The organism is Streptomyces sp. NPDC014676, assembly GCF_043084105.1.
Classification (GTDB): Bacteria; Actinomycetota; Actinomycetes; order Streptomycetales; family Streptomycetaceae; genus Streptomyces.
In genome coordinates this window covers 1-22,905 of sequence record NZ_JBIBZI010000032.1, presented here as the reverse complement: position 1 = coordinate 22,905, position 22,905 = coordinate 1, and the positions used below count along the sequence as shown (strand labels likewise).

The following is a 22,905-nucleotide window of genomic DNA, read 5'->3' as shown; positions in this document are numbered from 1 at the left end:
CTACGAGCGCAAGGCCGACCACTTCCTCGCCTTCACCAGCATCGCCTGCACCCTCATCTGCTACCGCAGACTCACCAAATGAGATGAGCTCTTATCTGACCCACATGGGGCGTGTCCGTGGCCTGTCGGCCTTCGCCGCCCGTGCCCGGGGCCATCACCTGCTGGAGCGGCTGTCCCTGGTGGGTGGGCGGCACGCGTCGTTGCGCACGCTGTCGAAGGGCAACGCGCAGAAGGTGGCGCTGGCCCAGGCCCTGCCCGTCCGGCCCGACCTGCTGGTCCTCGACGAGCCCTGGTCAGGTCTGGACGCCTCGGCCCACGGGGTCCTCGCCGAGATCATCGATGAAAGGGTCGCACGGGGCGGGGCGGTGGTCTTCACCGACCACCGCGAGGCGATCACCGAGACGCACGCCAGCGGCGCCTACGCCATCAGCGACGGCCGGGTCACCTTGCACGACGGCCGGCACGCCGGGAGCCGCCCCGCGACGGCCGAGCTGGTCCTGACCGCGCCGCCCACTGGCGTCATGCCGGTCGAGGTGAACTGGGCCACACTGCCGGGTGTGGTGGACTCCGCCTGGCGCGGCGGGGAGGTCGTCCTGCGGGTGGCGCGGGAGCACTCGGACGCCGTACTGCTGACGGCGCTGCAGCACCGGTGGTCGGTGGCGGGCCTCACCGGGGCCGTGGGTGAACACGATTCCCGGTTCGATGCGAGGAGGACCGCCCTGTGATCGCCCTGGTCGGCTACATGTGCACGGTGCTGCTGCTCTCCCAGCGCTACCTCGCCCCGCTGCTGCTGTTCCTCGGTCTGGTAGCCGTGCTGACCGGCAGCGACACCGGCCCGCTCACCGCGACCTACGCCTCGGTGGCCGGAGTCATGCTGCTGTGCTCGGTCTGGCTGACCATGGCACTGATCGGTCCCGAGGATCAGGCGCACCGCTCGATCGTCGTCGTCAGCACCGGCAGCCATCTACGCGTTCTGCTCGCGACGGTCGGGACGGCGGCCGTGTGGTGCCTGCTGCTGACGGCTGCCGGTCTGGTGCTGCCGCTGATGTTCGGAGCCCACACACCCGGCCTTGCGGACCTGGCGCTGGGGACCGAGGCCCAACTCACCTGCGCTTTCACCGGCATATCCATCGGACTGGTCTGCTCACGGCTGGTGTTCCGACGGCAGGGCTACGCGCTCGTCCTCGCCCTGGGGCTCCTCCTGGCCGTGCTGCTGGGCAAAGGCGTTTCCCCCGTCAACATCATGCTCACCCACCTGCAGAATGCCTCAAACTCGACGGATGCCCTGGTGCCCACGGGTGTCCTGCTCGCCGTCGCCACAGGCTTCTTGGTGGTCGGCGCGGCTATCACCCAGGCGATCACCCTCAGAAAGGCATGAGCCCTGCGACGGTGTGCCTGAACCGGTGCAGGCCAGGTTGGAAAAGGCTCATGGAACGCTTCGGTGACAGATGGCGCTGGACTCATCACTTTCGCTTCAGCGCGTTCCATCCCGACGAATGTCCTGAGTTCACATGGAACAATCCCAGTCCCAGTGATCGCAGATGCTCCCAACAGACGATCTTCTCCTAGAAGTTGATCAGGAGGTCGTGAGGATCTTCTTCGCGGAGCGGCTCGGTATAGCCCTCCAGGACGAGGCGACCCTGGACCGCGTCGACGACGCCGTGCGGCAGCTGCTGCAAGCCGCGGTCCGGAGAGATCGGCAGACCTGGTCACCGTTCTCGGTGAACCCGGGCAGGACCTCCGTCGGCCCTTACAGCACGGCGAAGTGCGACCGACGCACCGAATCTACCCCGGCTGCCCCGTAGTTGGGCGGGGGCGTCCCAAGATCCCAGGGCCTACACGCACTGGGGTGCGATGCCCGGGGGTTCCGAACTGCGGCATCACACTAGTGTGCGTGTAGGACCTGGCACGACGCTGCTGCGGGGGCGACGGTTACCTTCCGGCTGGCTCCGGGCTGGAAGATGGCCAAGTGGTGCGTTGACGCACTCAACCTGTGGCAATCTAATAGGACTCCGTTAGGTCTGTCTCGATCTTGATGTCGTGTGTGGTCTGCTGGGCAGGGGTTGTTGGCAGGTGGTGCAGATGCCGGTCCAGCACCTCAGGATGTCCTGGAGGGCGTCGAGGGTCTGGTGGAGAGTGAGCCCGGTGTGGGTGCTTTTGGGGCCAGGCGTTGTTCGGTGAGAAATGCGTGGGCGGCGGTCACGAGGGTGACGTGGTGGTGCCGGCCGGGCCGGGACCGGCCCTCTAAGTGGTCCAGGCCCAGGCCGTGTTTGAGTTCGCGGTAGTCGTGCTCGATGCGCCAGCGGACCTTGGCCAGGCGGATCAGGTCGGTGATCGGGGTGTCGGCCGGCAGGCTGGACAGCCAGTACTCGGTGGGCGCCTCGGCGTCTTCGGGCCATTCGATCAGCAGCCAGCAGTCGGGCAGGACGCCGTCCCACCAGCCCTGTTCGGCCGAGGCGGCGGCCCGGATCGGACGCTCGACGGCCTTGCCGGCCGGGCGGACACGCACGGCGGCGAAGCGGGAACGTAACTGGCCGCGTAAGCCCTGCCGCCAGGTGAGGGAGGTGAACGCTTCCTGTCCAAGAGCGGCGGCCAAGGCCGCCACCGAGGGCGCGGGATGGCGGTAGCGGGGCTGGGGGCAGCAGCCGACGGGGCCCTTGCGGTCCGGAGCCACGGGCTGGGCGTCGAAGGGGTGGGCGCTCACGTCTGCGCGGACGGCCAGCACGTAGTCGATTCCCCGCTGGGCCGGGCCGGCTGGCAGGTGGGCGTTGGTGCCGTAGGCGGCATCGGCCACCACGACCGGCGGCCGCATGTCCCAGCCGGCCAGCGTGTCGAGCATGTCCAGCGCCAGCCGCCACTTCTCGCGGTGCGTGACCTCGGGCGGAACACGGCTGATGGTGCGACGGTTGGTGTCCGCATCCCATTCCTTGGGCAGGAACAGCCGCCACTGCAGTGGGCAGGAGGCGGTGTCGCTGGCGGCGTGGACGCTGACCGCGATCTGGCAGTTGGCGCGTTTGCCCAGGGCCCCGCAGTACTGCGGGGCCACGGCGACCGACATTCTTCCGTCCTTGGGCAGCGACACGTCGTCGATCACCCAGGCCGTCGGGTTGATCAGCGGCAGCATGCGCTCCGCGATCCGCCGCTGCACCGGCACCGGGTCCCAGGTGGACTGGTTCACGAACTGCTGCAGGTTCTGTTCGTTGCCGTCCGGCAGCCTCGAGGCCATGGCCTGGATCGACTTGCGGCGACCGTCCAGCATCAGTCCCCGCAGGTAGCAGTCGCCCTTGGCCCGCTGGTCCTTACGCGGCACCGAAGCGAACACATCAGCCACGTACAACGCCAACTTCGCCCGGACACGGTTCACTTCATGTGCGTCCATCCACCCAACATGCCCAGGAACAGGCCGAACCCGAGGACCTAACGGAGTCCTATTAGGCGATTGTCACTGCACGGCCTGGGATCGATGCCGCCCCCGAATCCGGCCGGCAACGGGAGGACCTGCCCTTCGGGGCGGGGTGTCAGGCGGGGCGGGCGCGCAGGTGGGCGCGTTCGCCCTGCTTGCCGAAGATGACCAGCAGTTCCACCGGCTGGTCGTTGTCGGGGCCCAGCCAGTGCGGGACGTGGGTGTCGAACTCCGCGACCTCCCCCGGCGCCAGCACCAGGACGCGGTCGCCGAGGTGAAGGCGGAACCTGCCGTTGAGGACGTAGATCCATTCATAGCCCTCGTGCGTCCGGAGCTCGGGCTCACCCGTGGCGGGGCTGATGACGAGCTTGTGCGCGTGCATGCCGCCCGGCCTGCGGGTCAGCGGCACGTACGTCATTCCGTCGCGCGTGACGGGGCGTAGATGCACGCGGGGATCGCCCGTCTCCGGAGCGCCGACGAGTTCGTCGAGCGGGACGTTGTAGGCCCGGGCCAGGGGCAGCAGCAGTTCCAGGTTGGGCTTGCGGCCTCCGCCCTCCAGGCGGGAGAGCGTGCTCTCCGAGATCCCGGTGAGTTCGGCCAGCGCGGCCAGCGTGATGGCGCGCCGGCGGCGCAGCTCCCGCAGCCGGGGTCCGACGCCAGCCAGCACGTTCTCGAAGTCGTCCATGCTTGGCATCTTGCCGAACCGGCATGAAGGATTGCAATTTGTTGGGGCCTGGGCGCACTCTCCTGGCGACGTGAGCCACCTACCCCGCGGCCCACCGAGCCCTCGCCCCTCACTGCTCAGGAGAGCTGCCGATGTCTACTCCCGCCCGCATCGCCGGAAAGGACCAGGATGCGGATGCACCGGATCCGCGCCGGTGGATGGCGCTGATCGTCGCGTCGGTCGCCACCCTCATGGTCGTGCTGGATGTGTCCATCGTGAACATCGCGCTGCCGCAGGCGCAGAGCGACCTCGCGATGGGCGACGCGAACCGCCAGTGGATGATCACCGCCTACGCACTCGCCTTCGGAGGACTGCTGCTCCTGGGCGGGCGCATCGCCGACTTCGCCGGCCGTAAGCGCATCCTCGTCATCGGCCTGCTGGGCTTCGCCGCGGCCTCCATGCTCGGCGGTCTGGCGCCCGACCCAGGCACTCTGTTCATCGCACGCGCCCTGCAGGGTGCTTTCGCCGCGCTCCTGGCACCCGCGGCGCTCTCCCTCATCACCGTTGCCTTCACCGACCCCAAGGAACGCGCCAAGGCATTCGGGATCTTCGGCGCGTTCCAGGGCGGCGGAGGAGCCGTCGGGCTTCTCCTGGGCGGCGTCCTCACCGAGTACGCGGGCTGGCGCTGGTGCATGTACATCAACGTCCCCATCGCCCTGCTCGTCGCTCTCGCCGCCTGCCCCTATGTCCGGGAGAGCCGCGCCGCGGGCGACCGGCACTACGACCTCCCCGGCACCCTCCTGGTGACCGGTGGGCTGGTCGCCCTCGTCTACGGCTTCACCCAGGCAGCCGACGGCGACGGCTGGACAGCGCCCGCCACCCTGATCCTCCTGACCGTGGCCGCCCTGCTGCTGAGCGCGTTCGTCCTCGTGGAACGCCGCACCGCCCACCCCCTGCTGCCGCTGCGGGTGGTCATGGAACGCAACCGGGCCGGGGTGTTCCTGGCCAACCTCCTCATCGGCGCGGGCATGTTCGGCATGAACCTCTTCATGACGTACTTCCTCCAGGTCAACCTCCACTACACCCCGCTCCAGGCCGGCGTCGCCTTCCTGCCCTTCAGCGCCGGGATCATCGCCACCACCACACTCGGTGCGCCCCTGGTCACCCGCTTCGGCCCCAAACCCCTGATGGTCGCCGGCACCGCCCTGGCCACCGCAGGACTGCTCTGGCTCACCCGCCTGGACACCGCCTCCGCCTACACGGGGGAGGTCTTGCCGACCCAGATCCTCGTGAGCGTCGGCGTGGGCCTGTTCTTCCTGGCGGGCCCCAACGTCGCACTGTCCGGCGTCGATCCGAGCGACGCCGGAGTGGCCAGCGCCGCCCTCACCACCAGCCAGCAGATCGGCGCCGCACTCGGCCCCGCCCTCCTCAACACCCTCTACCTCGCCGCCGTCACCGACTACCTCCACCCCCGCACCCCGGCAGGCGGCGAAGCATCCCGCGCCCTGCAGCTTCAGGGCTTCCTGCACGGCTACCGCATCGCGTTCATCGTCGCCGGAGCACTCATGGCCACCGCCGTCCTCACCCTGGCCGTCCTGGTGAAAACCCCCAAGACCCCCTCCGCTCAGCCCACCGCCCCAGCCCCCGCCCACTGACCGAAAGGCCACCCGATGCAAGACCCCACCCACAACGCGCAAGCCCCGTCCGAAGCGGCCCAGTTCTGGGACAACCTCTACCGCGGCAAAGACCCCGTGTGGAAGGGCGACCCCAACCCGGTACTCGCCGAAACCGCCGCACAGTTCACCCCGCCCGGACGTGCCCTGGACCTGGGCTGCGGCGAAGGCGGCGACACCGTCTGGCTCGCCACCCACGGCTGGCACGTCACCGCCGTCGACATCGCCCCCACCGCACTGCAGCGCCTCACACAGCACGCAGCCCGCGCAGGCGTCACCGACCGCGTGTCCACCCAGCAGCACGACCTCGCCGATACCTTCCCCGCCGGCACGTTCGACCTCGTCAGCGCCCAGTACCTCCAGACCCCCTACGACCTCCCCCGCGCCGACATCCTGCGCCGGGCCGCCCACGCCCTCACCCCCGGCGGCCTCCTCCTCATCGTCGACCACGGATCGGTGCGTCCCTGGGCCTGGAACACCGGCCCCCACACCCGCTTCCCCCGCCCCGAAGAAATCTTCAACGAACTCGCGCTGGACCCCGCCCGGTTCACCCCTGTCCGCCTGGCCACCCCGAACGCGAAGCGACCGGCCCAAACGGCCAGACAGCAACCGTGACCGACACCGTCGTCACCATCCGGCGCACCTGAGAACCCCACCCGACCCGTACCCCGGCTGCGCCCTCTCGCGACGTGCGCAGCCCACACTCAAGGAGACCCCATGGCAGACCTGTTCTCACCGGTGACCGTCGGCAAATGGACACTGGACAACCGCATCGTCATGGCACCCATGACCCGCAACCGCGCCACCCCCGACGGCGTACCGACCCGTCTCATGGCCGACTACTACGGGCAGCGGGCCACCGCCGGCCTGATCATCACCGAAGGCGTGCAGCCCAGCGCCGTGGGCCAGGGATACATGAGCTCACCCGGCCTGCACACCCCCGCCCAGATCGCCGCCTGGCGCACCGTCGCCGACGCCGTCCACCAAAACGGCGGACGCATCGTCGCGCAGATCATGCACGCCGGACGCGTCTCCCACCCCGACAACAAGCACCACGCCGAAACCGTCGCCCCCAGCGCCATCGCCGCACCCGGCGAGATGTTCACCCCCACCGGCCCCCAGCCCCACCCCACCCCCCGCGCCTTGGACACCGACGAAATCCCCACCGTCATCGACGAATACGCCAACGCCGCACGGGCCGCCGTCGACGCCGGACTCGACGGCATCGAGCTCCACGCCGCCAACGGCTACCTGCTCCACCAGTTCCTCGCCCCCAGCACCAACCAGCGCACCGACTCCTACGGCGGCACCCCCGAGGCACGCGCCCGCTTTGTCATCGAGGTCGCCCAGGCCGTCTGCGACGCCATCGGCAGCGAACGCGTCGGCATCCGCATCTCACCCGCCATCAACCTCCACGGCGCCGTCGAAGACGACCCTGACGACACCGCCACCACCTACCGCACGCTCGTCGACGCCCTCTCCACCATGGGCCTGGCCTACCTGCACACCATCGGAGACCCCACCACACCCCTCATCGAGGACCTCTCCCGCCGCTTCGCCGGCCCCCGCATCGTCAACAACGGCTGGGACCCCGTCACCGACGCCACCATCGCCCAGGCCCTCCTCGACAACGACCAGGCAGACCTCGTCGCCGTCGGACGCGCCTTCATCGCCAACCCCGACCTCGTCCACCGCTGGCAGACGCAAGCACCCCTGAACCAGCCTGACATAAAAACCTTCTACGGCGGTGACCACCGCGGCTACACCGACTACCCAGCCCTGTAACAAGGCCGCATCGAGCTCTCCCATGGGGCCGAGCTGGTGTGCCGGACCCATGGGCTTACTGGGGCGCTGGTGTGCCGGACCCATGGGCTGACTGGGGCGTACGACGGTGCCGGAGGCATTCCAGGAGGGAGCGCCGGTGCCCTCGGAGCAGACGCTGACGGCTCTGGCCCGCGTTTTGAAGGTTCCCGGCCGCCAGGCGGCGGGAGAACACGTCGATGACGACGGCCAGATACAGGAATCTCCCGCCGACGATGGGCAGATCTACTCCGACGCCCATTACCGCACCGTCCTGGCCGATACCTGGGTGCGCCGCATGGAGGCGTGGGTCACCCTGCCCGACACCCTCCCGGACGCAGTGCGGGCCCGGCTCACCGCCGCCCGGCTCCTGGCCGACGGCTACTGGACGGCCGCCGCCACCGTCGTCTTCCCCGTCCCCGACCACGACCACGCCCCTCCTGGACGTAGCCAAGAACCTCCTGAAAGACGAGACCCCCTGATGAAGAAGTGGCTGCTGCTCACCGCGGCGATCCTCCTCGAAGTCACCGCTGCCCTCCCCCTGCGCGGAGCCCTCGAGCACCCGGCGCTATACGTTGTCGTCGCCATCGGCTACAGCGCCTCCTTCGTCGCCCTGTCCCTGGTACTGCGCGCGGCCTGGCTCTCGGTGTCGCCTACGGTATCTGGGTCGCCAGCGGCGTCGCCCTGACCGCCACCGCCTCCCGCCTCCTCTTCCACGAACCCCTCACCAAGGTCATGGGCGCTCGACAAGCAGGCCGTGCCCTTCGAATGGACCCTGGCGTCCAACGGTCCCAACGCCGACCTCCAGCGCATCCCCCGCCAGATCGCGGCTGACCCGCGCGTCACCATCTGCGCCAGACCATGGGCAGGTGCCGCCTACGCACGCAACACCGCCCTGAACTACGTCAGTGCACCTGCTACGTGGACGACGACCTCCTCCAGAGGGCTCGCTCGCCACCCGGTACGAACACGCCCTGCGTACCGGTCTGGACTGGGTCGCGGGCTGGAGCGCAGATCTGCACATTGACGTTTTCCGGCCGACGGAGGCGCTCTGTAGCCGGTGCCCTGGGATTGAACGTAGCGGACATGTACGCCACGACGCCCGCGACCGGGCACCAGTCCACTCAATCGAATGCTGAGGACAGCCAGTTGCGGAACGCCGCGGGCATCGTCGCGGCAGCGAAAGGCAGAACCCCGTGCACTCCGCACCTGATGCCGAAGTCGCCATCGTCACGCCTACGCGGCTGGTCAGCCGTGGACCACCACATGAACCTACCGCCATTTGTACGGAGAAGACCTTGCACCACCACGACCAACCCGACGTCGCCGTGATCACTCCGACCAGCCTGGACCCTCCGCGCCTGTCGTTCCTCGAGGAGCTCTACGACAGCCTGCGGGCCCAGGAGGAGATCTACCTGGAGTGGATCACCGCCCCCAACGGGCCGAAGGCCGACCCTGACCTCATACCGCGGGCGATCACCAAGGACCGCCGGGTGCGAGTGGTTGCACGCCCCGGACCTGGACCGGCCACCGCTCGCAACACCGCACTGAACCATGTGGGGGTCATCCAAGACTTCTTCGCTCCCGGCCGCCGCGCATGCAGCAGGTGGGCGCTGGTGTGCCTCACGCAGGTTGGTTTACTTCGCCGATGGCATGGTGCCATGCCTGCCCGCCGGTGTTGCGGATGAACTGCTGCAGCACCTTCAGCGCCTGCACGTAATCCCCGTCAGGGATGCCGTCGTGCCGCCGGGCCCAGACCTGGTCCATCACGTGCTTGGCGGTGTCGAACGCCAGCTGCCCGGCAGCCGTCAGGGCGAGTGTTCCGGTGCTCTCCTCGGTGGCCCAGCCAAGGGCGATCACGATGTCGACGGACTCGTCGATGGGGCGTGCGCCGGGATCGAGATATGTCGCGAGGATCTCGCTCATCCGGGCGCGGGTGCGGGCGCCGTCGGGGTCGACGAGCTGGTTGAGGACCCACCACTGCGGTTGCGTCATCCCGGCCTTGGCCAGCGATGCGTGGATGTCGCCGAGGATCGAACGGGCCGTGGCCCAGGTCCAGTAGCCGGCCGGCTGGTGGGCGAGTTCCGCGTCACTGTGCGAGTACTGCATGGTGCTTCCTTCCGGTACGGGCCGACAGGTGCCCGGTCAGTCCGACCGCCGGGAGCACCAGGGCGTCGATCAACGACATCAGGTACTGCTGGTTGACCTCGCCGCCGCGCATGAGGGTGCGGTAGGCGCAGATGGACGGCACGACCAGGGCAATGGTCTCGAAGTCGTAGTGGTCTGCGATCTCACCGCGCTCCACCGCCCGCTGCAGCAGCTTGTGCGTGGCGTGCGACCAGGGGTCGGCGATGGCGGAGGTGATCGCTCTGGCGGTTTCGGGCTCGGCGTTGGTGACCGTGGACAGGCCCCGCATGACTCGCAGCTTGTACATCTGCTTCGCCGCGGGAGCGTCGGCTGTCATGGCGATGAAGTCGCCGCGCAGGGACCCGGTGTCCAGCAGGTCGCTGACTCCCGGTTCCTGGCTCTGCAGCAGGGCGACAGCGTCGAGGACGAGTACGTCCTTCGAGGGCCAGCGCCGGTACATGGTGGCCTTGCCGGCGTGCGCGCGTGCAGCGACGAGGTCCATCGTCATCCCGGTGTAGCCGACCTCTGCGAGGACATCGAGCGTCGCTTCGAGGATGACTGCATCACGCTGCGGATCGCGTTTGCGTCCGCCGCGTTTGCGTCCGCCGTCATCCTCGGCGCCCGGTTCCGGGGTGAGGGTCATCGCATCACCTTTCGACATCCCGACAGTACCACGCAGTACCGAGACTTCCCGGTGTCGGAAATGACATCCGCCCGCCGTCCCGACCCCTCGCGCACCAGAGTGGCGGGGCGCCCACAAGCGACAGTAAGAGACATGCCGCCGTACGGAAATTGCCCTCCGGGATCAACACCGCCGCGACGCCCTACCCGGCGCACCCGACGAGAACTCACTAGTTTCGGAACTCATCAGTCTCGATTGAGTGCCAGCCTTTTGAGGACTGCAGCCGCTGCGTGCTCCGCCGGGCCGTGCCGCACCCTCCCGTTCCTGACTTTTGCGACAAGTAGATACCGCATGTCCACTCAAACCGTTGCTGTCGAGGCGCCGCCGGACCCGGCGCGCTGGAAGGCCCTCTTCTTCCTCGGGCTGGCGCAGCTGATGGTGGGGCGCTGGCACGTTGTGCGAATGGTCCCGTCACGTCGGGACCTGGAGTGGGTGATTGTCAGTTTTCGGTGTCGAGTTGGATGTGCTCGATGTCGTTGTCCAGGAAGGTGGTCAGGTCCTGGGCTTCGGCGTAAACGGCTTCCTGTTCCAGGGCGGTGAGGGGGCGCAGGGAGCTGATGTGGAGTTGGTGGTTGCGCACGGTCCAGGTGGCGGTGACGCGTCCGTCAACAAGGACGGTGCGGTGGCCTGCGACGGACAGACCGAGGTGGGGGGCGTCGATGATGCGGCTGCGGTCGTGGTAGCCGAGGACGGCATTGTCGAAGGCCGGTAGGAACCGGACGGGGGCCGGGGTGTCGGGGTGGGGGCGAGGTGCGTCGGGCAGATCGAGCAGTTCGCGGCCGCGTTCGTCACGGAAGACGACGAGTTCTTCTCGGGCGGCTTTGACGGCGGCGGGAAGTCCGGCGAGGCCGCACCAGGCGCGTAGGTCCGCGCTGGCGGCGGGCCCATAGGCGGCGAGGTAGCGGCGCAACAGCTGCTGCCCGACGGGATCGCCGTCCCCGGCGGGCAGGGGGTCGATGTCCCGTCCCAGCCAGGTGGCCAACGGCAGGTTGCGTACGCCGGCGGTCTGCTGCCAGAGGCCGCGGGGCGGGAGTTGGGCCATGGGGATGAGGGCTGCGACGAGCAGCTCGCCCAGGACACGGCGTGGTGGGCCGGGCCAGCGGTCTTCGAGAGCTTGTACGAGCTCTCTCATGGTGCGGGGCTGCTGGTCGGCCATGACCGCGCGGCCGGCTGCGGCGACCTCGTCCAGGTCGATGCCGGCCAGTTCGCGCGGGTAGGTGCCCAGCACTCGCTGGCGCAGCATGGTGTCGTGGCGGGCTCGCCAGGCGAGCGCGTCGTCGGACGTGACGAGGTGGACGGTGCGGCGCATCAGGTGGGTGCGCACCACGGTGCGGCCGGTCAGCGCATCGTCCAGTAGTCCGGGCTTGAAGTCGGTCAGGCGGGACCACAGCCCGATGAACGGTTCCTGGGGCTCTTGCGCCTGCAGGCCGCACAGGTGGGCCACCGCCTCGGGCGCGGATGTGCCGCTGCGCGTGAGCAGGTGCTGGCGGGCCAGGGTGGCGCGGTTGAGGGCGCGGCCGTCGAGGACGGTCATGGCGTTCTCAGGCTGCGGCCCGCTCGTGGGGCGGGCGTCGGCGCAGGTCCGTGCGGGTGAGGGAGAGGGGCGTGTGGGAGACGTCCAGAGGGCTGATGTCGGTGCCGGGCGGTACCATCGTGTCGATCTTGTCGAGGATGTCGTCGCCCAGGGTGACGGTGGCGCCGGCGAGCAGGTCGTCGAGCTGGTCCATGGTGCGTGGGCCGATGATGGCGGCGGTGACGTCGGGGTGGCTGGTGGCGAAGGCCATGGCCAGGTGCGTGAGGGAGTGGCCGACTTCTTCGGCGAGGGTGAGCAGCTGCTCGACGGCATCAAGCTTGTGTTCGTCGGTGAGATGCCGGGGGACCCACTGCATGCGGGGATTGTCGGGCCGCGGGGTGTTCTTGCGGTAGCGGCCGGTGAGCAGACCCATAGCCAGCGGGCTCCACACCAGAACGCCCAGGCCGTAGCGGCGGCAGGTGGGCAGTACCTCGCGCTCGATGCCGCGGTTGAGTATGGAGTAGGTGGGCTGCTCGGTTCTCAGGCGGTGCAGGCCGCGCCGCTGGGACACCCACTGGGCTTCGACGATTTCCGAGGCCGGCAGGTTGGAGGAGCCGATCGCGCGGACCTTCCCGGCACGCACGAGGTCGGTGAGTGCGGAGAGGGTCTCCTCGACGTCGGTGTGCGGGTCGGGGTGGTGGATCTGGTAGAGGTCGATGTAGTCGGTCCGCAGCCGCTTCAGCGAGCCCTCGACCGCCTGGATGATCCAGCGCCGGGAGCTGCCGCTGTGGTTGGGACCCCCGCCCATCGGTCCGTTGAACTTGGTCGCCAGCACGACCTCGTCGCGGCGTCCTGCGAGGGCTTTGCCGACGATCTTCTCGGTCTCGCTATGGCCGTAGACGTCGGCGGTGTCGACGAAATTGATGCCCGCGTCGAGCGCCCGGTGGATCATGCGCGCGCAGTCGTCGTGATCCGGATTGCCCATCTTGCCGAACACCATGGTGCCCAGGCAGTAGGCGCTGACTTCGATGCCGGTCCGTCCCAGCTTCCGCATCCGCACGGTGACCTGTTTCCTTCCGTTGCTGTACGTGTTCGGGGCCCGCGCCGTCCGGGCTGCCTGTGTGGGCTGTGGCGGCCCGGACGGCGCAGGCGTGTCAGTCGGCCGGCTCAGCCGTTGTACGGGGCGGTGACGTCCAGGACCCAGGTGACGCCGAAGCGGTCGGTGAGCATGCCGTACAGCGGCGCCCACTGCGCGGGCTCCAGCGGACGCACGATGGTCGAGCCCTCGGCGAGCTTGCCCCACAGGGCGCTGATCTCTTCGGCGTCGTCGCCGCGTACGGAGACGAAGAACGGGTTCTCGCCCTGATTCCAGGGCAGTTGCGACGGCACGTCGTAGGCCATGACGTGGAAGCCGTTGTCGCCGGCCACCTCGCCCCACATCACCCAGTCCGCCTCGCTCTCGTTCTGCACGGTGCCCGCGTCCTTGTAGGTGACCGCGACAGTACGTCCGCCGAAGACGGACTGGTAGAAGTCCAGCGCCTCACGTGCAGCGCCCCGGAAGTTCAGGTGAGTGGTGGTCGTGACGGACATGACCTGCTCCTTGCCTCGATGTGACAGATACGCCGCCGACTGTCCAAGTCCAAGTGGCGGCTGCCGACCAGGAGCGATGCCTCCTGAACGGCTCGTGTGCCACCATGGCGGAGGTAGAGGACAGGTTGTGTCCTGTACTGCGGGAAGAATGGATCTCATGCAGAAGACATCCTCCCGGCTGCTCTCGCTGCTTCAGACGCACCGTGACTGGTCCGGCGAGGCTCTCGCTCAGCGTCTCGACATCACCTCGCGCGCCGTGCGGCGTGACATCGACCGCCTGCGCGAACTCGGCTATCCGATCACGACCGTCAAGGGACCAGCCGGCGGCTACCGCCTGGAGGCCGGCACTCACCTGCCACCCATGCTGTTCGACGACGACCAGGCCGTCGCCCTGGCCGTCGCACTGCAGACCGCGGCCATCGGCACCACCGTCGCCGAAGACGCCACCCGCGCCCTGGCCACCCTCCGCCAGGTCATGCCACCCGCCTACGCCACCGCATCGACCTGCTGCGCATCGCCGCCGTCCAACCGCCCGCGGCCCGCGACACCCCTCAGGTCGACACTCAGGTCCTGGTGGACCTGAGCCGCGCCATCCACGCCTGCGAGGAACTGCGCTTCGACTACGCCCCGGGTCCAAGCACCTCGGCCGATGACGTCCGCCGCGTACAACCCCACCAGGCGCTGTCACGTTGGCTGATCGGGTGGAATCATTTTCTGGTTGGTCGTGCCGGGAGGGGGCGTCCGTGGACAACGCACCGCCGTCGTACAAGGGGTACCGGTACCCGGTCGAGGTGATCGCGCACTGCGTGTGGCTGTACTTCCGCTTCCCGCTCAGCTTCCGCGAGGTCGAGGAGCTGATGCTCGAGCGCGGCGTGACGGTCTCCCGCGAGACGGTCCGCCGCTGGTACGCGAAGTTCGGGCAGTCCTACGCCAACGCACTGCGCCGCAGGCGGCCCCGGCCCGGGGACAAGTGGCACCCGGACGAGGTCTTCATCAGGGTCAACGGCGAGCGGAAGTACCTGTGGCGGGCCGTCGACGCCGACGGCACCGTGCTCGACGTCCTGGTCCAGAACCAGCGGGACACCGCTGCGGCCCGGCGGTTCTTCCGCAGGTTGCTCAAGAAGGCCTGCGCGGTGCCGCGGGTGGTGGTCACCGACAAGCTGCGCTCCTACAGTGCGGCCCACCGCGAGGTGACGCCCTCCGTGGAACACCGCTCGCACAAGGGCCTGAACAACCGGGCCGAGAACTCCCACCAGCCCACCCGGCAGCGCGAGCGTGCCGTGAAGGGCTTCCGCAGCGTCGGCGGAACCCAGCGGTTCCTGTCCGCGTTCAGCGGCATCTCACCCCATTTCCGGCCCCGCCGCCACCTGATGACCGCCGCCCACTACCGCGTCGAGATGACCATCCGCTTCGCCATCCGGAACCAGATCACCGGCGCCACCGCCCCGCCCACCGCAGCGTAATCCAGGCCCCGCCCGCCCCCTCCACGCCCTGACACGCCCTCAACCGATCAACACCCCACCAACGTGACAACGCCTCCCCAGCAGTTCCAGGGCCGCACACCAGTGGGGCGTCCGCGCCGCCGCGCATCGTCCACACCGTCGGCCGCCCGTCCACGTGCCGGCCGACGGGCGGCCGACGGTCGCGGAGCCGGTCGGGGCCGCCGTGAGCGTCCACGCGCTCGTGGCGCTCGATCATGAGAAATCGCTCGCCGCCCTCGCTCTGCGGGCCGTCGTGCCCCCTCGCGATGGACTGTTCAAAGGACGCGTCGAAGGCCACGTCTCCGCCCGCCGGCCGGCGGACCGCACCGACAACGTCCGACCGGCGATCCGCCGTGAAAGCACCCGGCCGTCGAAAGGCTGCGTGCGGGGACGGAGAGGTGGCCGCCCTCGGCGCGGCATACACGCAGAAAACGCTCCATGTCCGAAGGATGCGCACACGCGCAGTGCACCGGCCGGATGACGTCGGTGTCCGCCGTATGCCGGAATACCCCGTGTGAGAGAAGGGACGACGGGCAACGCATCCTGCATGCGCATCGTGGTCACCGGGGTGACCGGAAACATCGGTTCTGTCGTCGTGCGACGCTTGCGTGCCGAGGGCGGGCACGACCTTGTGGGTCTGGCCCGGCGGCTGCCCGAGGGCCCTGACAGCCGGGGCGTCGACTGGCGCCCGGCGGACCTCAGCACCGAGGCCTGTCACAGCACACTCGTCCAGGCGTTCACCGGCGCGGACGCGGTCGTCCACCTGGCGTGGGGTTTCCAGCCGTCCCACGATCTCGCCTATCTCAGGGAACTCGGCGTCGGCGGTACCCGCCGCGTGCTCCGGGCCGTCGCCGACACTGGTGTCCCGCACCTGATCCACATGTCCTCGGTCGGCGCCTACTCACCGAAGAAGGACGATCGTCCGGTGGACGAGTCCTGGCCCACCGGGGGCGTGCGCAGTTCGCGGTACAGCCGGCACAAAGCAGCGGCCGAACGTCTCCTCGACCGGTATGAGGCCTCCGGCGCCGGCGCGCTCGTCACCCGCCTTCGGCCGGGAATCGTCGGGCAGCGCGCCGCCGGCAGCGCTCTCCTACGGTACGGCGTGCCCGCCTTCGTGCCCTCCAAGGCGCTCGGTTTGCTGCCGGTCCTGCCGATGGACCGGAGGCTGACCATCCCGATGGTTCACACCGACGACGTCGCTGAGGCGATCGTCACGGTGCTGCACCGGCGCGCGGCAGGTCCGTTCAACCTCGCCGCCGACACGCCCGTGACCGCGGCGGTCATCGCGGACGCGCTCGGCGCCAGGCTGGTGCACGTGCCCTCCGCAGTGGTACGCGCCGTCATGTCGGCCGCCTGGCACGCGCGCCTGCAACCGGTCGACACCGGGTGGCTCGACATGGGCTTCGCGCTCCCGGTGCTGGATACGACCCGTGCGCGCACGGAACTCGGCTGGGCCCCGGCCAAGGACGGCCCGCAGGTGCTCGCCGAGGTGATCGAGGGCATGAGGGAGGCCGCGTCCGGCCGGACACCCGTGCTGCGCCCACGCACCGTCCTCGGGGCGCTCGGTGACGCGGTCCGTCGTGGGCCGGTCGCTGTGCGGCGACGCCCGTGACCACCGGCACGGCACCGACGCGTCCCGGACCGCCGCCGGTCGCGCTGCTCGCCGCCGCCCACGGCGGACCGGCCCTGGCGGTCGCCGTCATCGCAGGCCTGCTCGCGCTCCGCAGCGACCTGGACCCGCTCGATGCCGCCGTCGTCACCGCTGCGGTGCTCGCCGGGCAGCTCACGATCGGTTGGGGCAACGACCTGCGGGACCTGCCTCGCGACCGTGCCGTCTGCCGGACCGGCAAGCCGTTGGTCACCGGAGTCCTTCCGGTCGGCCGGGTGGTGCGCGCCCTGGCCGTGGCCGGACTCGCCTGCATCGTGCTGTCCGCGCTCGCCGGCTGGCGCAGCGGCCTGGTCAACGTCGTCCTCGGCGCCGGCGCGGGCCACGCCTACAACCTAGGGCTCAAGTCGACCCGGTGGTCGTGGGTGCCGTACGCCAGTGCCTTCGGGACGCTGCCCTCGGTCGTCACCCTCGCCGGCCCCGCCCCGGCCTGGGCGCCGCTGTGGATGACCGGTGCCGGAGCCGCGCTCGGTGTCGCGGCACATCTGCTCAACACGCTGCCCGACCTCGCCGACGACGAACGCACCGGTGTCCGCGGCCTGCCGCACCGGCTCGGCGAGCACCTTTCGCGCGCCCTGGCCGTCGTGCTGCTGGCCGCCGCCTCGCTGCTGGCCGTGTTCGGTCCCGCCGGGTCCCCTCCGGCGTGGGCGTCGGCGGTCCTCGCCCTGGTGGTGTTCCTCATGGTCCTTACGGCGGCCGCCCACGGCCGTGCTCCCTTCCGGGCCGCGGTGGCCGTCGCCCTGCTCGATGTCGTGCTGCTCGTGGCGGCCGGTTGATGGCGCCTACCTCCACTCGTTGGGACCTCGTGGTGGTCGGCGCCGGGCCGGCCGGTGCCGCCGCCGCCCTGGGCGCGCTGTACGCCGACGCAAGTCTGCGCGTCGCCCTCCTGGACCGGGCGGGCTTCCCGCGGGACAAAGTCTGCGGCGACGGGGTGGCCCCGCACGTCCTCGACCTTCTCGCCGAGGTCCGCGTCACGGGTCTCGTCGACGACCGGGTCCCGGTCGGGCGCCTCCGCCTCGGCCGGGGCGGCCTGGTCGTCGAGCGGCGGACGGCCCGCCCGGCGTGGGTGGTGCCGCGCCGGATTTTCGATGCCCGGCTGGTCGACGCGGCCGTCGCCGCGGGCGCCCGGCTCCTGCGGCACCGGGTCCGCGATCTGCGACAGGACACCGATGCGGTGGTCCTGGACGGAAAGGTCTGCGCCGCGGTCGTGGTCGGCGCCGACGGCGACCACTCGGTCGTACGACGCGCGCTCGGTCGCTCTCGCGGTCCGGTGGCCCTGGCGCTGCGCGGCTACGCCCCGGTCGCGTCCGGGCGGCGAGGCGTACAGGTCATCGAGTTCGGCACCCGTCATCAGCCGTCGTACGCCTGGTCCTTCGACCGCGGTGACGGCCATGCGAACGTCGGGTACGGCGAGGTTCTCCACGGAGGCCGGCCGGCGCCGACCCGCGCCCAGCTGTTCGAGCGGCTGGAAGCGCTCCTGCCCGGCGCGACCGAGGAGGGACGGAACTGGGCCGGGCACCTCCTGCCGCTCTCGACGGCACGTTGGCACCCTCCGGCCGGCCGCGTACTGCTCGCGGGCGACGCCGCCTGCCTGGTGAACCCCTTGACCGGAGAGGGCATCCACTACGCCGTGGCCACCGGCATCGCGGCCGGTCGCGCCGCCGCCGCAGCCCTGCGTGACGGACGGCCCGAGCGGGCGGGGGAGCGATACGCCCGCGTCACCCGCCGGATCCTGCTGCCCCACCTGCGCCACACCGCGCTGGCCGCCCGGCTCGCCCGCACCGCTGGTGTCCTCGAGGCCGGGCTGCGGGCCTCAGCCGCCGACCAGCGCGTCTTCGACGACCTCGTCGAACTCGGTCTCGCCAGGGGCCGGCTCACCCCCGCCATCGCGTTCGGCCTCGGCCGGGCGCTCCTCACACCCGTCCGTCCGACCGGCTGTCCTCAGGAGCCAGCATGACCATGCGCGTCCTCAGTGTCTGCGGTGTCCTGCCCGATCACCGCTACCGACAGGAGGAGATCACCGAGTCCTTCGCCGGCATACTGGCCGAGGGCGCGGTCGACCGCGGCGTCGTCGAACGGTTCCACCGCAACACGTGCGTCGAGACCCGGCACACCGTGCTGGCGCTGGAGGAGTACACCCGCCTCGGGGACTTCGGCCGGTCGAACGATGCCTTCATCCGGACGGGCGTCGAACTGGGCGGCCGCGCGGTCGTCAACGCGCTCAAGGAGGTCGGCCTCACGCGGACCGACGTCGACTTCATCGTGTCGTGCACGGTGACCGGTCTGGCCGTCCCCTCGCTCGAAGCCCGCATCGCGGCGGAGGTCGGGCTGCGCCCCGACGTGGTGCGCATGCCCCTGGTCGGCCTCGGCTGTGTCGCCGGCGCGGCCGGCATCGCGCGCCTGCACGACCTGCTGCGCGGCTGCCCAGACGGGGTCGCGGTGCTGGTGTCGGTCGAGTTGTGCTCGCTCACGTTCCAGCGCGAGGACACCTCGCTCGCCAATCTCGTGGCGAGCGGCCTGTTCGGGGACGGTGCCGCGGCGGTGGTCGCAGTCGGTTCCGGGCATCCGCTCGCACGGTCCGACGATCCCGCCCGCCCCGAGGTCCTCGCCTCGCGCAGTCGCCTCTACCCCGACTCGGAACGCATGATGGGCTGGGACGTCGGTTCCGGCGGATTCAAGATCGTGCTCGACTCCTCGGTCCCCGACCTGGTGCGCCGGTACGTCAGCGACGACGTTCGCGGTTTCCTCGCCGACCATGCCCTCACCGACGGCGACATCGGCTGGTACGTCGCGCACCCCGGTGGCCCCAAGGTGCTGGAAGCACTGCAGGAAGTGCTCGGGATCGAGCGTGACGCCCTGGGGGTGACCTGGGACTCACTGCGCCGGATCGGCAACCTGTCCTCCTCCTCGGTGCTGCACGTCCTAGCGGACACGCTCGCCGACCGCCCTCCGCGGCCTGGCTCCCACGGGCTCATGCTCGCCCTGGGCCCGGGCTTCTGCTCCGAACTCGTGCTCCTGCGCGCCCCGGGAGGATGAGAGGTGAGCGGCGGAGTCCTGTTCACCGTCCTGGTCCTGGCCGTTGGCCTGGAACGGGTCGCCGAACTGTTGGTGTCCCACCGCAACGCCGTCCGGAGCCTCGCACAGGGCGGCGTGGAGGCCGGACGGGGTCACTACCCGTTCATGGTGGTGCTGCACACGGGCCTGCTGGTCGGCGCGCTCGTGGAGGTATGGGTGCGGCGGCCGGACATCGTACCGGTCCTCGCCTGGGCCATGCTCACCCTCGTCGCCGCCTCGCAGGCGCTGCGCTGGTGGTGCGTCGCCACCTTGGGCCGGCAATGGAACACCCGGGTGATCGTCGTACCCGGCGCTGCCCGCGTGACCTGCGGCCCCTACCGCCGGCTCCCGCACCCGAACTACCTCGCCGTCGTCGTCGAAGGGCTCGCGCTCCCGCTGGTGCACTCGGCCTGGGTCACGGCGGTCGTCTTCACCGTGCTGAACGGGTTCCTGCTTGCCACCCGCGTCCGCGTCGAGAACACCGCCCTGGCGCGGCTGGCCTGAGGAGGGGCGCATGGATCTTCTCGTCGTCGGTGGCGGACCAGCGGGTCTCGCCACGGCACTGCACGCGGCTCGGGCAGGCCTCGAGGTCGCCGTCTGGGAGCAGCGCGCCGGTACCGTCGACAAGGCGTGCGGCGAAGGTCTGATGCCGGGTGCCGTCGCCGCCCTGGCAGCGCTCGGTGTGCACCCGCCGGGACGCGACCTGCGGGGTATCGCGTACGTCTCCGGGCCGCGTCGGGTCGGCGCCGACTTCCGGGCAGGGCCGGGCCGCGGGGTGCGTCGCACCGTCCTGCACGCGGCGCTGCGGGAGGCGGTGCTGGCCGCCGGCGTACGGGTCGAGCAGCGCACGGTGCGCCGTGTCGAGCAGGACGAGGGCGGTGTGGTGATCGACGGCACCCGTGCCGGGCACCTCGCCGCTGCGGACGGCCTGCATTCGCCGATCCGCCGGTCCCTGGGCCTGCACCGGCCGCGTCGGGCCCACCGGCGACACGGGCTGCGCCGCCACTACGTGTCCGCACCCTGGAGCGATCGCGTCGAGGTGCACTGGGCCCGTGACGCGGAGGCCTACGTGACCCCGGTGAGCGACGACCTCGTCGGCGTCGCGGTGCTCACCACCGGCCGCGGACCGTACGACGACCAACTCGCCGCCTTCCCCGAGTTGCGGGAGCGGCTGGCCGGAGCCGGGGCCGCCGGACCGGTGCGCGGGGCGGGGCCGTTCCGCCAGGACACGCACGCACGCACCGCCGGCCGGGTGCTGCTCGTCGGCGATGCGGCCGGGTACGTCGACGCGCTGACCGGTGAGGGCATCGCGTTGGCGCTCGCACAGGCCTCGGCGGCGGTGCGAGCAGTCGTCGACAACGACCCGGCAGCGTACGAGCGGGAGTGGCGACTGCTCACCCGGCGCCACCGCTGGCTGACCCAGGCGCTGCTCGGCGTGACGAGGATCCCCTCGGTCCGCTCAGCGCTGGTGCCTGCGGCACAGCGGCTGCCGGGGTTGTTCTCCGCGACCGTCGATGCGCTGGCGCGTCCGGCGGGGACATGATCCGGCGGACTTCGGACACCCGCGCCGTGTACGGGCGGAAGGGGCCGGTGCCATCCGTGGGGACGATGACGGCCCGGCCGTTCAACCCTCCGTCGTGCAGACGTCCGTAGGCGGGTGGCACCTCGTCGAGGGGGTGCGTCTCGGTGCGGACGGCAGCAACGCCGACCCGGACGAGACCGATGCCCCCGGTCAGTTCGCCGCGTGAACCCCGGTAGGGGCGTGGACCGACACCTCGAAGGGCAGCGTGCCGAAGCCGACGGGCAAGGCGCCTCCGCCGGCACTCACGTTGCCGTTCTCCCCCGCCACGGTTCAGGCGTCTCCTTGATCATCGGATCCGCCGTCTGTTGGACACTCCCCATTACCTTCTTGGTGGCTCCGCAATGGGGTGGCTGGCCTTCGGGGTTGGCATGACTTTCTCCTCTTGTCGGACGTATGGCCTGGGGGGTGGTGTCACCGGCTCCGGAGGCATCGACAGACCGCTGATTAGGGGCATGATCACCGGCCTTTCCGCAGGTCGGGAGGCTCTTCGTCATGTGGATGTGGCGATCGGTGCCGTGGGACGGCCGGGCTGGAGTATGACCGGAGGACGCGCGTGATCGACGTCAGCGGCATCGGCGTCTTCCTCGGCCTGGGTGTCGGGAAGGGCGGACATCACGCCACCGCCGTCACCCCGGCCGGGAAGAAGGCGTTCGACAAGCGGCTGCCCAACAGCGATCCGAAGCTCCGCGAGGTCTTCGGCAAGCTGAAGGACAAGCACGGAACCGTACTCGTGGTCGTCGACCAGCCCGCCTCGATCGGCGCCCTGCCGCTGGCGGTCGGGAGGGACATGGGCTGCCCGGTCGCCTATCTGCCCGGACTGACGATGCGGCGGATCGCCGGCCTCTACCCAGGTGAGGCCAGGACCGACGCCCGCGACGTGTTCGTCATCGCCGACGCGGCCCGTGTCATGTCTCATGCCCTCCGCTCGGTCGACCTCGAAGACGAGACCAGCGCCGAGCTGGAGATGATCGTCGGCTTCGACGACGACCTGGCCGGCGAGGCAACGAGGATCAGCAACCGGCTGCGGGGCCTGCTCACGCAGATCCACCCATCGCTGGAGCGGGTCCTGGGTCCGCGAGTGCAGCATCCGGCCGTGCTCAAGCTTCTCGACCAGTTCGGCTCGCCCGCCCAGCTCCGCAAAGCCGGACGGCGCCGGCTCGTGACGCTGATACGTCCAAAGGCACCGCGGATGGCCGAGCGGCTGGTCGAGGACATTTCACCGTGCTGGACGAGTAAACCGTCGTCGTCCCGGGCACAGACGCGGCCGCCCTGATCGTTCCCAGCCTCGCCGGCTCGCTCTAGACAGTGCTTGACCAGCGGAAACTGCTGGCCGCGAGGATCGAGGAACTGCTGGAGTCCCACCTTCTTTCCAAGGTCCTGACGTCCATGCCGGGGATCGGCGTCAGGACCGGAGCACGCATTTTCATCGACGTCGGCGACGGATCCAGCTTCCCCTCCGCCGCCCACCTCGCCGCCTATGCCGGTCTCGCCCCGGCGACCCGCAGTTCGGGCACCTCGATCCGCGGCGAACAACTCTCCAGACGCGGAAACAAGCAGCTCAAACGGGCCTTCTTTCTCTCCGCGTTCGCGGCCCTGGCCGACCCGGTCTCCCGGGCCTACTACGACAAGAAGATCAGCCAGGGCAAACACCACACCCAAGCCCTCCTCTG

At 70.1% G+C, this 22,905-nt stretch carries 21 protein-coding genes and 2 pseudogenes; 16 read left to right on the top strand and 7 right to left on the bottom strand.

Features of this window, described 5'->3' with window-relative positions:
* Positions 1–83: 83 nt before the first annotated feature.
* From ACF1DX_RS38555 to ACF1DX_RS38545, 3 genes are all read left to right on the top strand, one after another.
* Complete coding sequence (locus tag ACF1DX_RS38555; protein ID WP_391795807.1) at positions 84–725, top strand: ATP-binding cassette domain-containing protein; 642 nt, start codon at positions 84–86, stop codon at positions 723–725.
* Positions 722–1,378: a hypothetical protein gene (locus ACF1DX_RS38550; protein WP_391795806.1), complete on the top strand. Its 657-nt coding sequence runs from the start codon at positions 722–724 to the stop codon at positions 1,376–1,378. The genes ACF1DX_RS38555 and ACF1DX_RS38550 overlap by 4 nt, the downstream gene beginning before the upstream one ends.
* 208 nt (positions 1,379–1,586) lie before the next feature.
* Positions 1,587–1,805, top strand: coding sequence for a hypothetical protein (locus ACF1DX_RS38545; protein WP_391795805.1), 219 nt, complete (start codon positions 1,587–1,589; stop codon positions 1,803–1,805).
* A 293-nt stretch (positions 1,806–2,098) separates the two neighbouring features.
* Here the strand turns inward: ACF1DX_RS38545 and ACF1DX_RS38540 are convergent, their stop codons facing one another.
* Together ACF1DX_RS38540 and ACF1DX_RS38535 are read right to left on the bottom strand one after the other, a co-directional pair.
* A complete protein-coding gene (locus tag ACF1DX_RS38540) occupies positions 2,099–3,379 on the bottom strand; it encodes an IS701 family transposase (RefSeq protein WP_391795804.1) in 1,281 nt (426 codons plus the stop codon).
* 139 nt (positions 3,380–3,518) lie between these two features.
* Positions 3,519–4,088 carry a helix-turn-helix domain-containing protein gene (locus ACF1DX_RS38535; RefSeq protein WP_391795803.1) on the bottom strand — a complete coding sequence of 190 codons (570 nt, stop codon included), beginning with the start codon at positions 4,086–4,088 and terminating at the stop codon, positions 3,519–3,521.
* 131 nt (positions 4,089–4,219) lie between these two features.
* Here ACF1DX_RS38535 and ACF1DX_RS38530 point away from each other — a divergent pair, with 131 nt between their 5' ends.
* The 4 genes from ACF1DX_RS38530 to ACF1DX_RS38515 all read left to right on the top strand — a co-directional run bounded on the left by ACF1DX_RS38530 (position 4,220) and on the right by ACF1DX_RS38515 (position 8,228).
* Positions 4,220–5,722 (top strand): MFS transporter, encoded by a 1,503-nt coding sequence (locus tag ACF1DX_RS38530; protein ID WP_391795802.1) that lies wholly within the window; start codon positions 4,220–4,222, stop codon positions 5,720–5,722.
* A gap of 15 nt (positions 5,723–5,737) precedes the next feature.
* Entirely contained in the window at positions 5,738–6,355 is a 618-nt protein-coding gene (locus ACF1DX_RS38525; protein ID WP_391795801.1) for an SAM-dependent methyltransferase, read from the top strand.
* A gap of 102 nt (positions 6,356–6,457) precedes the next feature.
* The gene (locus ACF1DX_RS38520) at positions 6,458–7,525 is read left to right on the top strand and encodes an alkene reductase (RefSeq protein ID WP_391795800.1); all 1,068 of its coding nucleotides are present in this window, start codon (positions 6,458–6,460) and stop codon (positions 7,523–7,525) included.
* A 136-nt stretch (positions 7,526–7,661) separates the two neighbouring features.
* Positions 7,662–8,228, top strand: coding sequence for a hypothetical protein (locus ACF1DX_RS38515; RefSeq protein ID WP_391795799.1), 567 nt, complete (start codon positions 7,662–7,664; stop codon positions 8,226–8,228).
* Positions 8,229–9,163: 935 nt separating this feature from the next.
* On the opposite strand, the gene ACF1DX_RS38510 is transcribed toward ACF1DX_RS38515, so the two are convergent.
* The 5 genes from ACF1DX_RS38510 to ACF1DX_RS38490 all read right to left on the bottom strand — a co-directional run bounded on the left by ACF1DX_RS38510 (position 9,164) and on the right by ACF1DX_RS38490 (position 13,452).
* Positions 9,164–9,649 (bottom strand): MarR family transcriptional regulator, encoded by a 486-nt coding sequence (locus ACF1DX_RS38510; protein WP_391795798.1) that lies wholly within the window; start codon positions 9,647–9,649, stop codon positions 9,164–9,166.
* Complete coding sequence (locus ACF1DX_RS38505; RefSeq protein WP_391795797.1) at positions 9,630–10,310, bottom strand: TetR/AcrR family transcriptional regulator; 681 nt, start codon at positions 10,308–10,310, stop codon at positions 9,630–9,632. Before ACF1DX_RS38505 ends, ACF1DX_RS38510 begins: the two co-directional genes overlap by 20 nt.
* 478 nt (positions 10,311–10,788) lie before the next feature.
* Positions 10,789–11,883 (bottom strand): winged helix DNA-binding domain-containing protein, encoded by a 1,095-nt coding sequence (locus ACF1DX_RS38500; RefSeq protein WP_391795796.1) that lies wholly within the window; start codon positions 11,881–11,883, stop codon positions 10,789–10,791.
* A 7-nt stretch (positions 11,884–11,890) separates the two neighbouring features.
* The gene (locus ACF1DX_RS38495) at positions 11,891–12,922 is read right to left on the bottom strand and encodes an aldo/keto reductase (RefSeq protein WP_391795795.1); all 1,032 of its coding nucleotides are present in this window, start codon (positions 12,920–12,922) and stop codon (positions 11,891–11,893) included.
* A gap of 107 nt (positions 12,923–13,029) precedes the next feature.
* A complete protein-coding gene (locus ACF1DX_RS38490) occupies positions 13,030–13,452 on the bottom strand; it encodes a VOC family protein (protein ID WP_391795794.1) in 423 nt (140 codons plus the stop codon).
* 157 nt (positions 13,453–13,609) lie between these two features.
* Between ACF1DX_RS38490 and ACF1DX_RS38485 the strand changes: the two are divergent.
* From ACF1DX_RS38485 to ACF1DX_RS38445, 9 genes and pseudogenes are all read left to right on the top strand, one after another.
* A pseudogene (locus ACF1DX_RS38485) lies at positions 13,610–14,160 on the top strand (helix-turn-helix transcriptional regulator); the annotation flags it as partial.
* A 35-nt stretch (positions 14,161–14,195) separates the two neighbouring features.
* Positions 14,196–14,915: an IS6 family transposase gene (locus ACF1DX_RS38480; protein WP_391795793.1), complete on the top strand. Its 720-nt coding sequence runs from the start codon at positions 14,196–14,198 to the stop codon at positions 14,913–14,915.
* Positions 14,916–15,480: 565 nt separating this feature from the next.
* Positions 15,481–16,545, top strand: a complete 1,065-nt coding sequence (locus ACF1DX_RS38475; RefSeq protein ID WP_391795792.1) for an NAD-dependent epimerase/dehydratase family protein — start codon at positions 15,481–15,483, stop codon at positions 16,543–16,545.
* Entirely contained in the window at positions 16,542–17,375 is an 834-nt protein-coding gene (locus ACF1DX_RS38470; protein WP_391795791.1) for a UbiA family prenyltransferase, read from the top strand. Before ACF1DX_RS38475 ends, ACF1DX_RS38470 begins: the two co-directional genes overlap by 4 nt.
* Positions 17,375–18,556: an NAD(P)/FAD-dependent oxidoreductase gene (locus ACF1DX_RS38465; protein WP_391795790.1), complete on the top strand. Its 1,182-nt coding sequence runs from the start codon at positions 17,375–17,377 to the stop codon at positions 18,554–18,556. Before ACF1DX_RS38470 ends, ACF1DX_RS38465 begins: the two co-directional genes overlap by 1 nt.
* Positions 18,553–19,635, top strand: coding sequence for a type III polyketide synthase (locus ACF1DX_RS38460; protein WP_391795789.1), 1,083 nt, complete (start codon positions 18,553–18,555; stop codon positions 19,633–19,635). Before ACF1DX_RS38465 ends, ACF1DX_RS38460 begins: the two co-directional genes overlap by 4 nt.
* 3 nt (positions 19,636–19,638) lie before the next feature.
* Complete coding sequence (locus ACF1DX_RS38455) at positions 19,639–20,157, top strand: isoprenylcysteine carboxyl methyltransferase family protein (RefSeq protein WP_391795788.1); 519 nt, start codon at positions 19,639–19,641, stop codon at positions 20,155–20,157.
* Positions 20,158–20,167: 10 nt separating this feature from the next.
* Positions 20,168–21,196, top strand: a complete 1,029-nt coding sequence (locus ACF1DX_RS38450; RefSeq protein WP_391795787.1) for an NAD(P)/FAD-dependent oxidoreductase — start codon at positions 20,168–20,170, stop codon at positions 21,194–21,196.
* A 592-nt stretch (positions 21,197–21,788) separates the two neighbouring features.
* A pseudogene (locus tag ACF1DX_RS38445) lies at positions 21,789–22,905 on the top strand (IS110 family transposase); the annotation flags it as partial.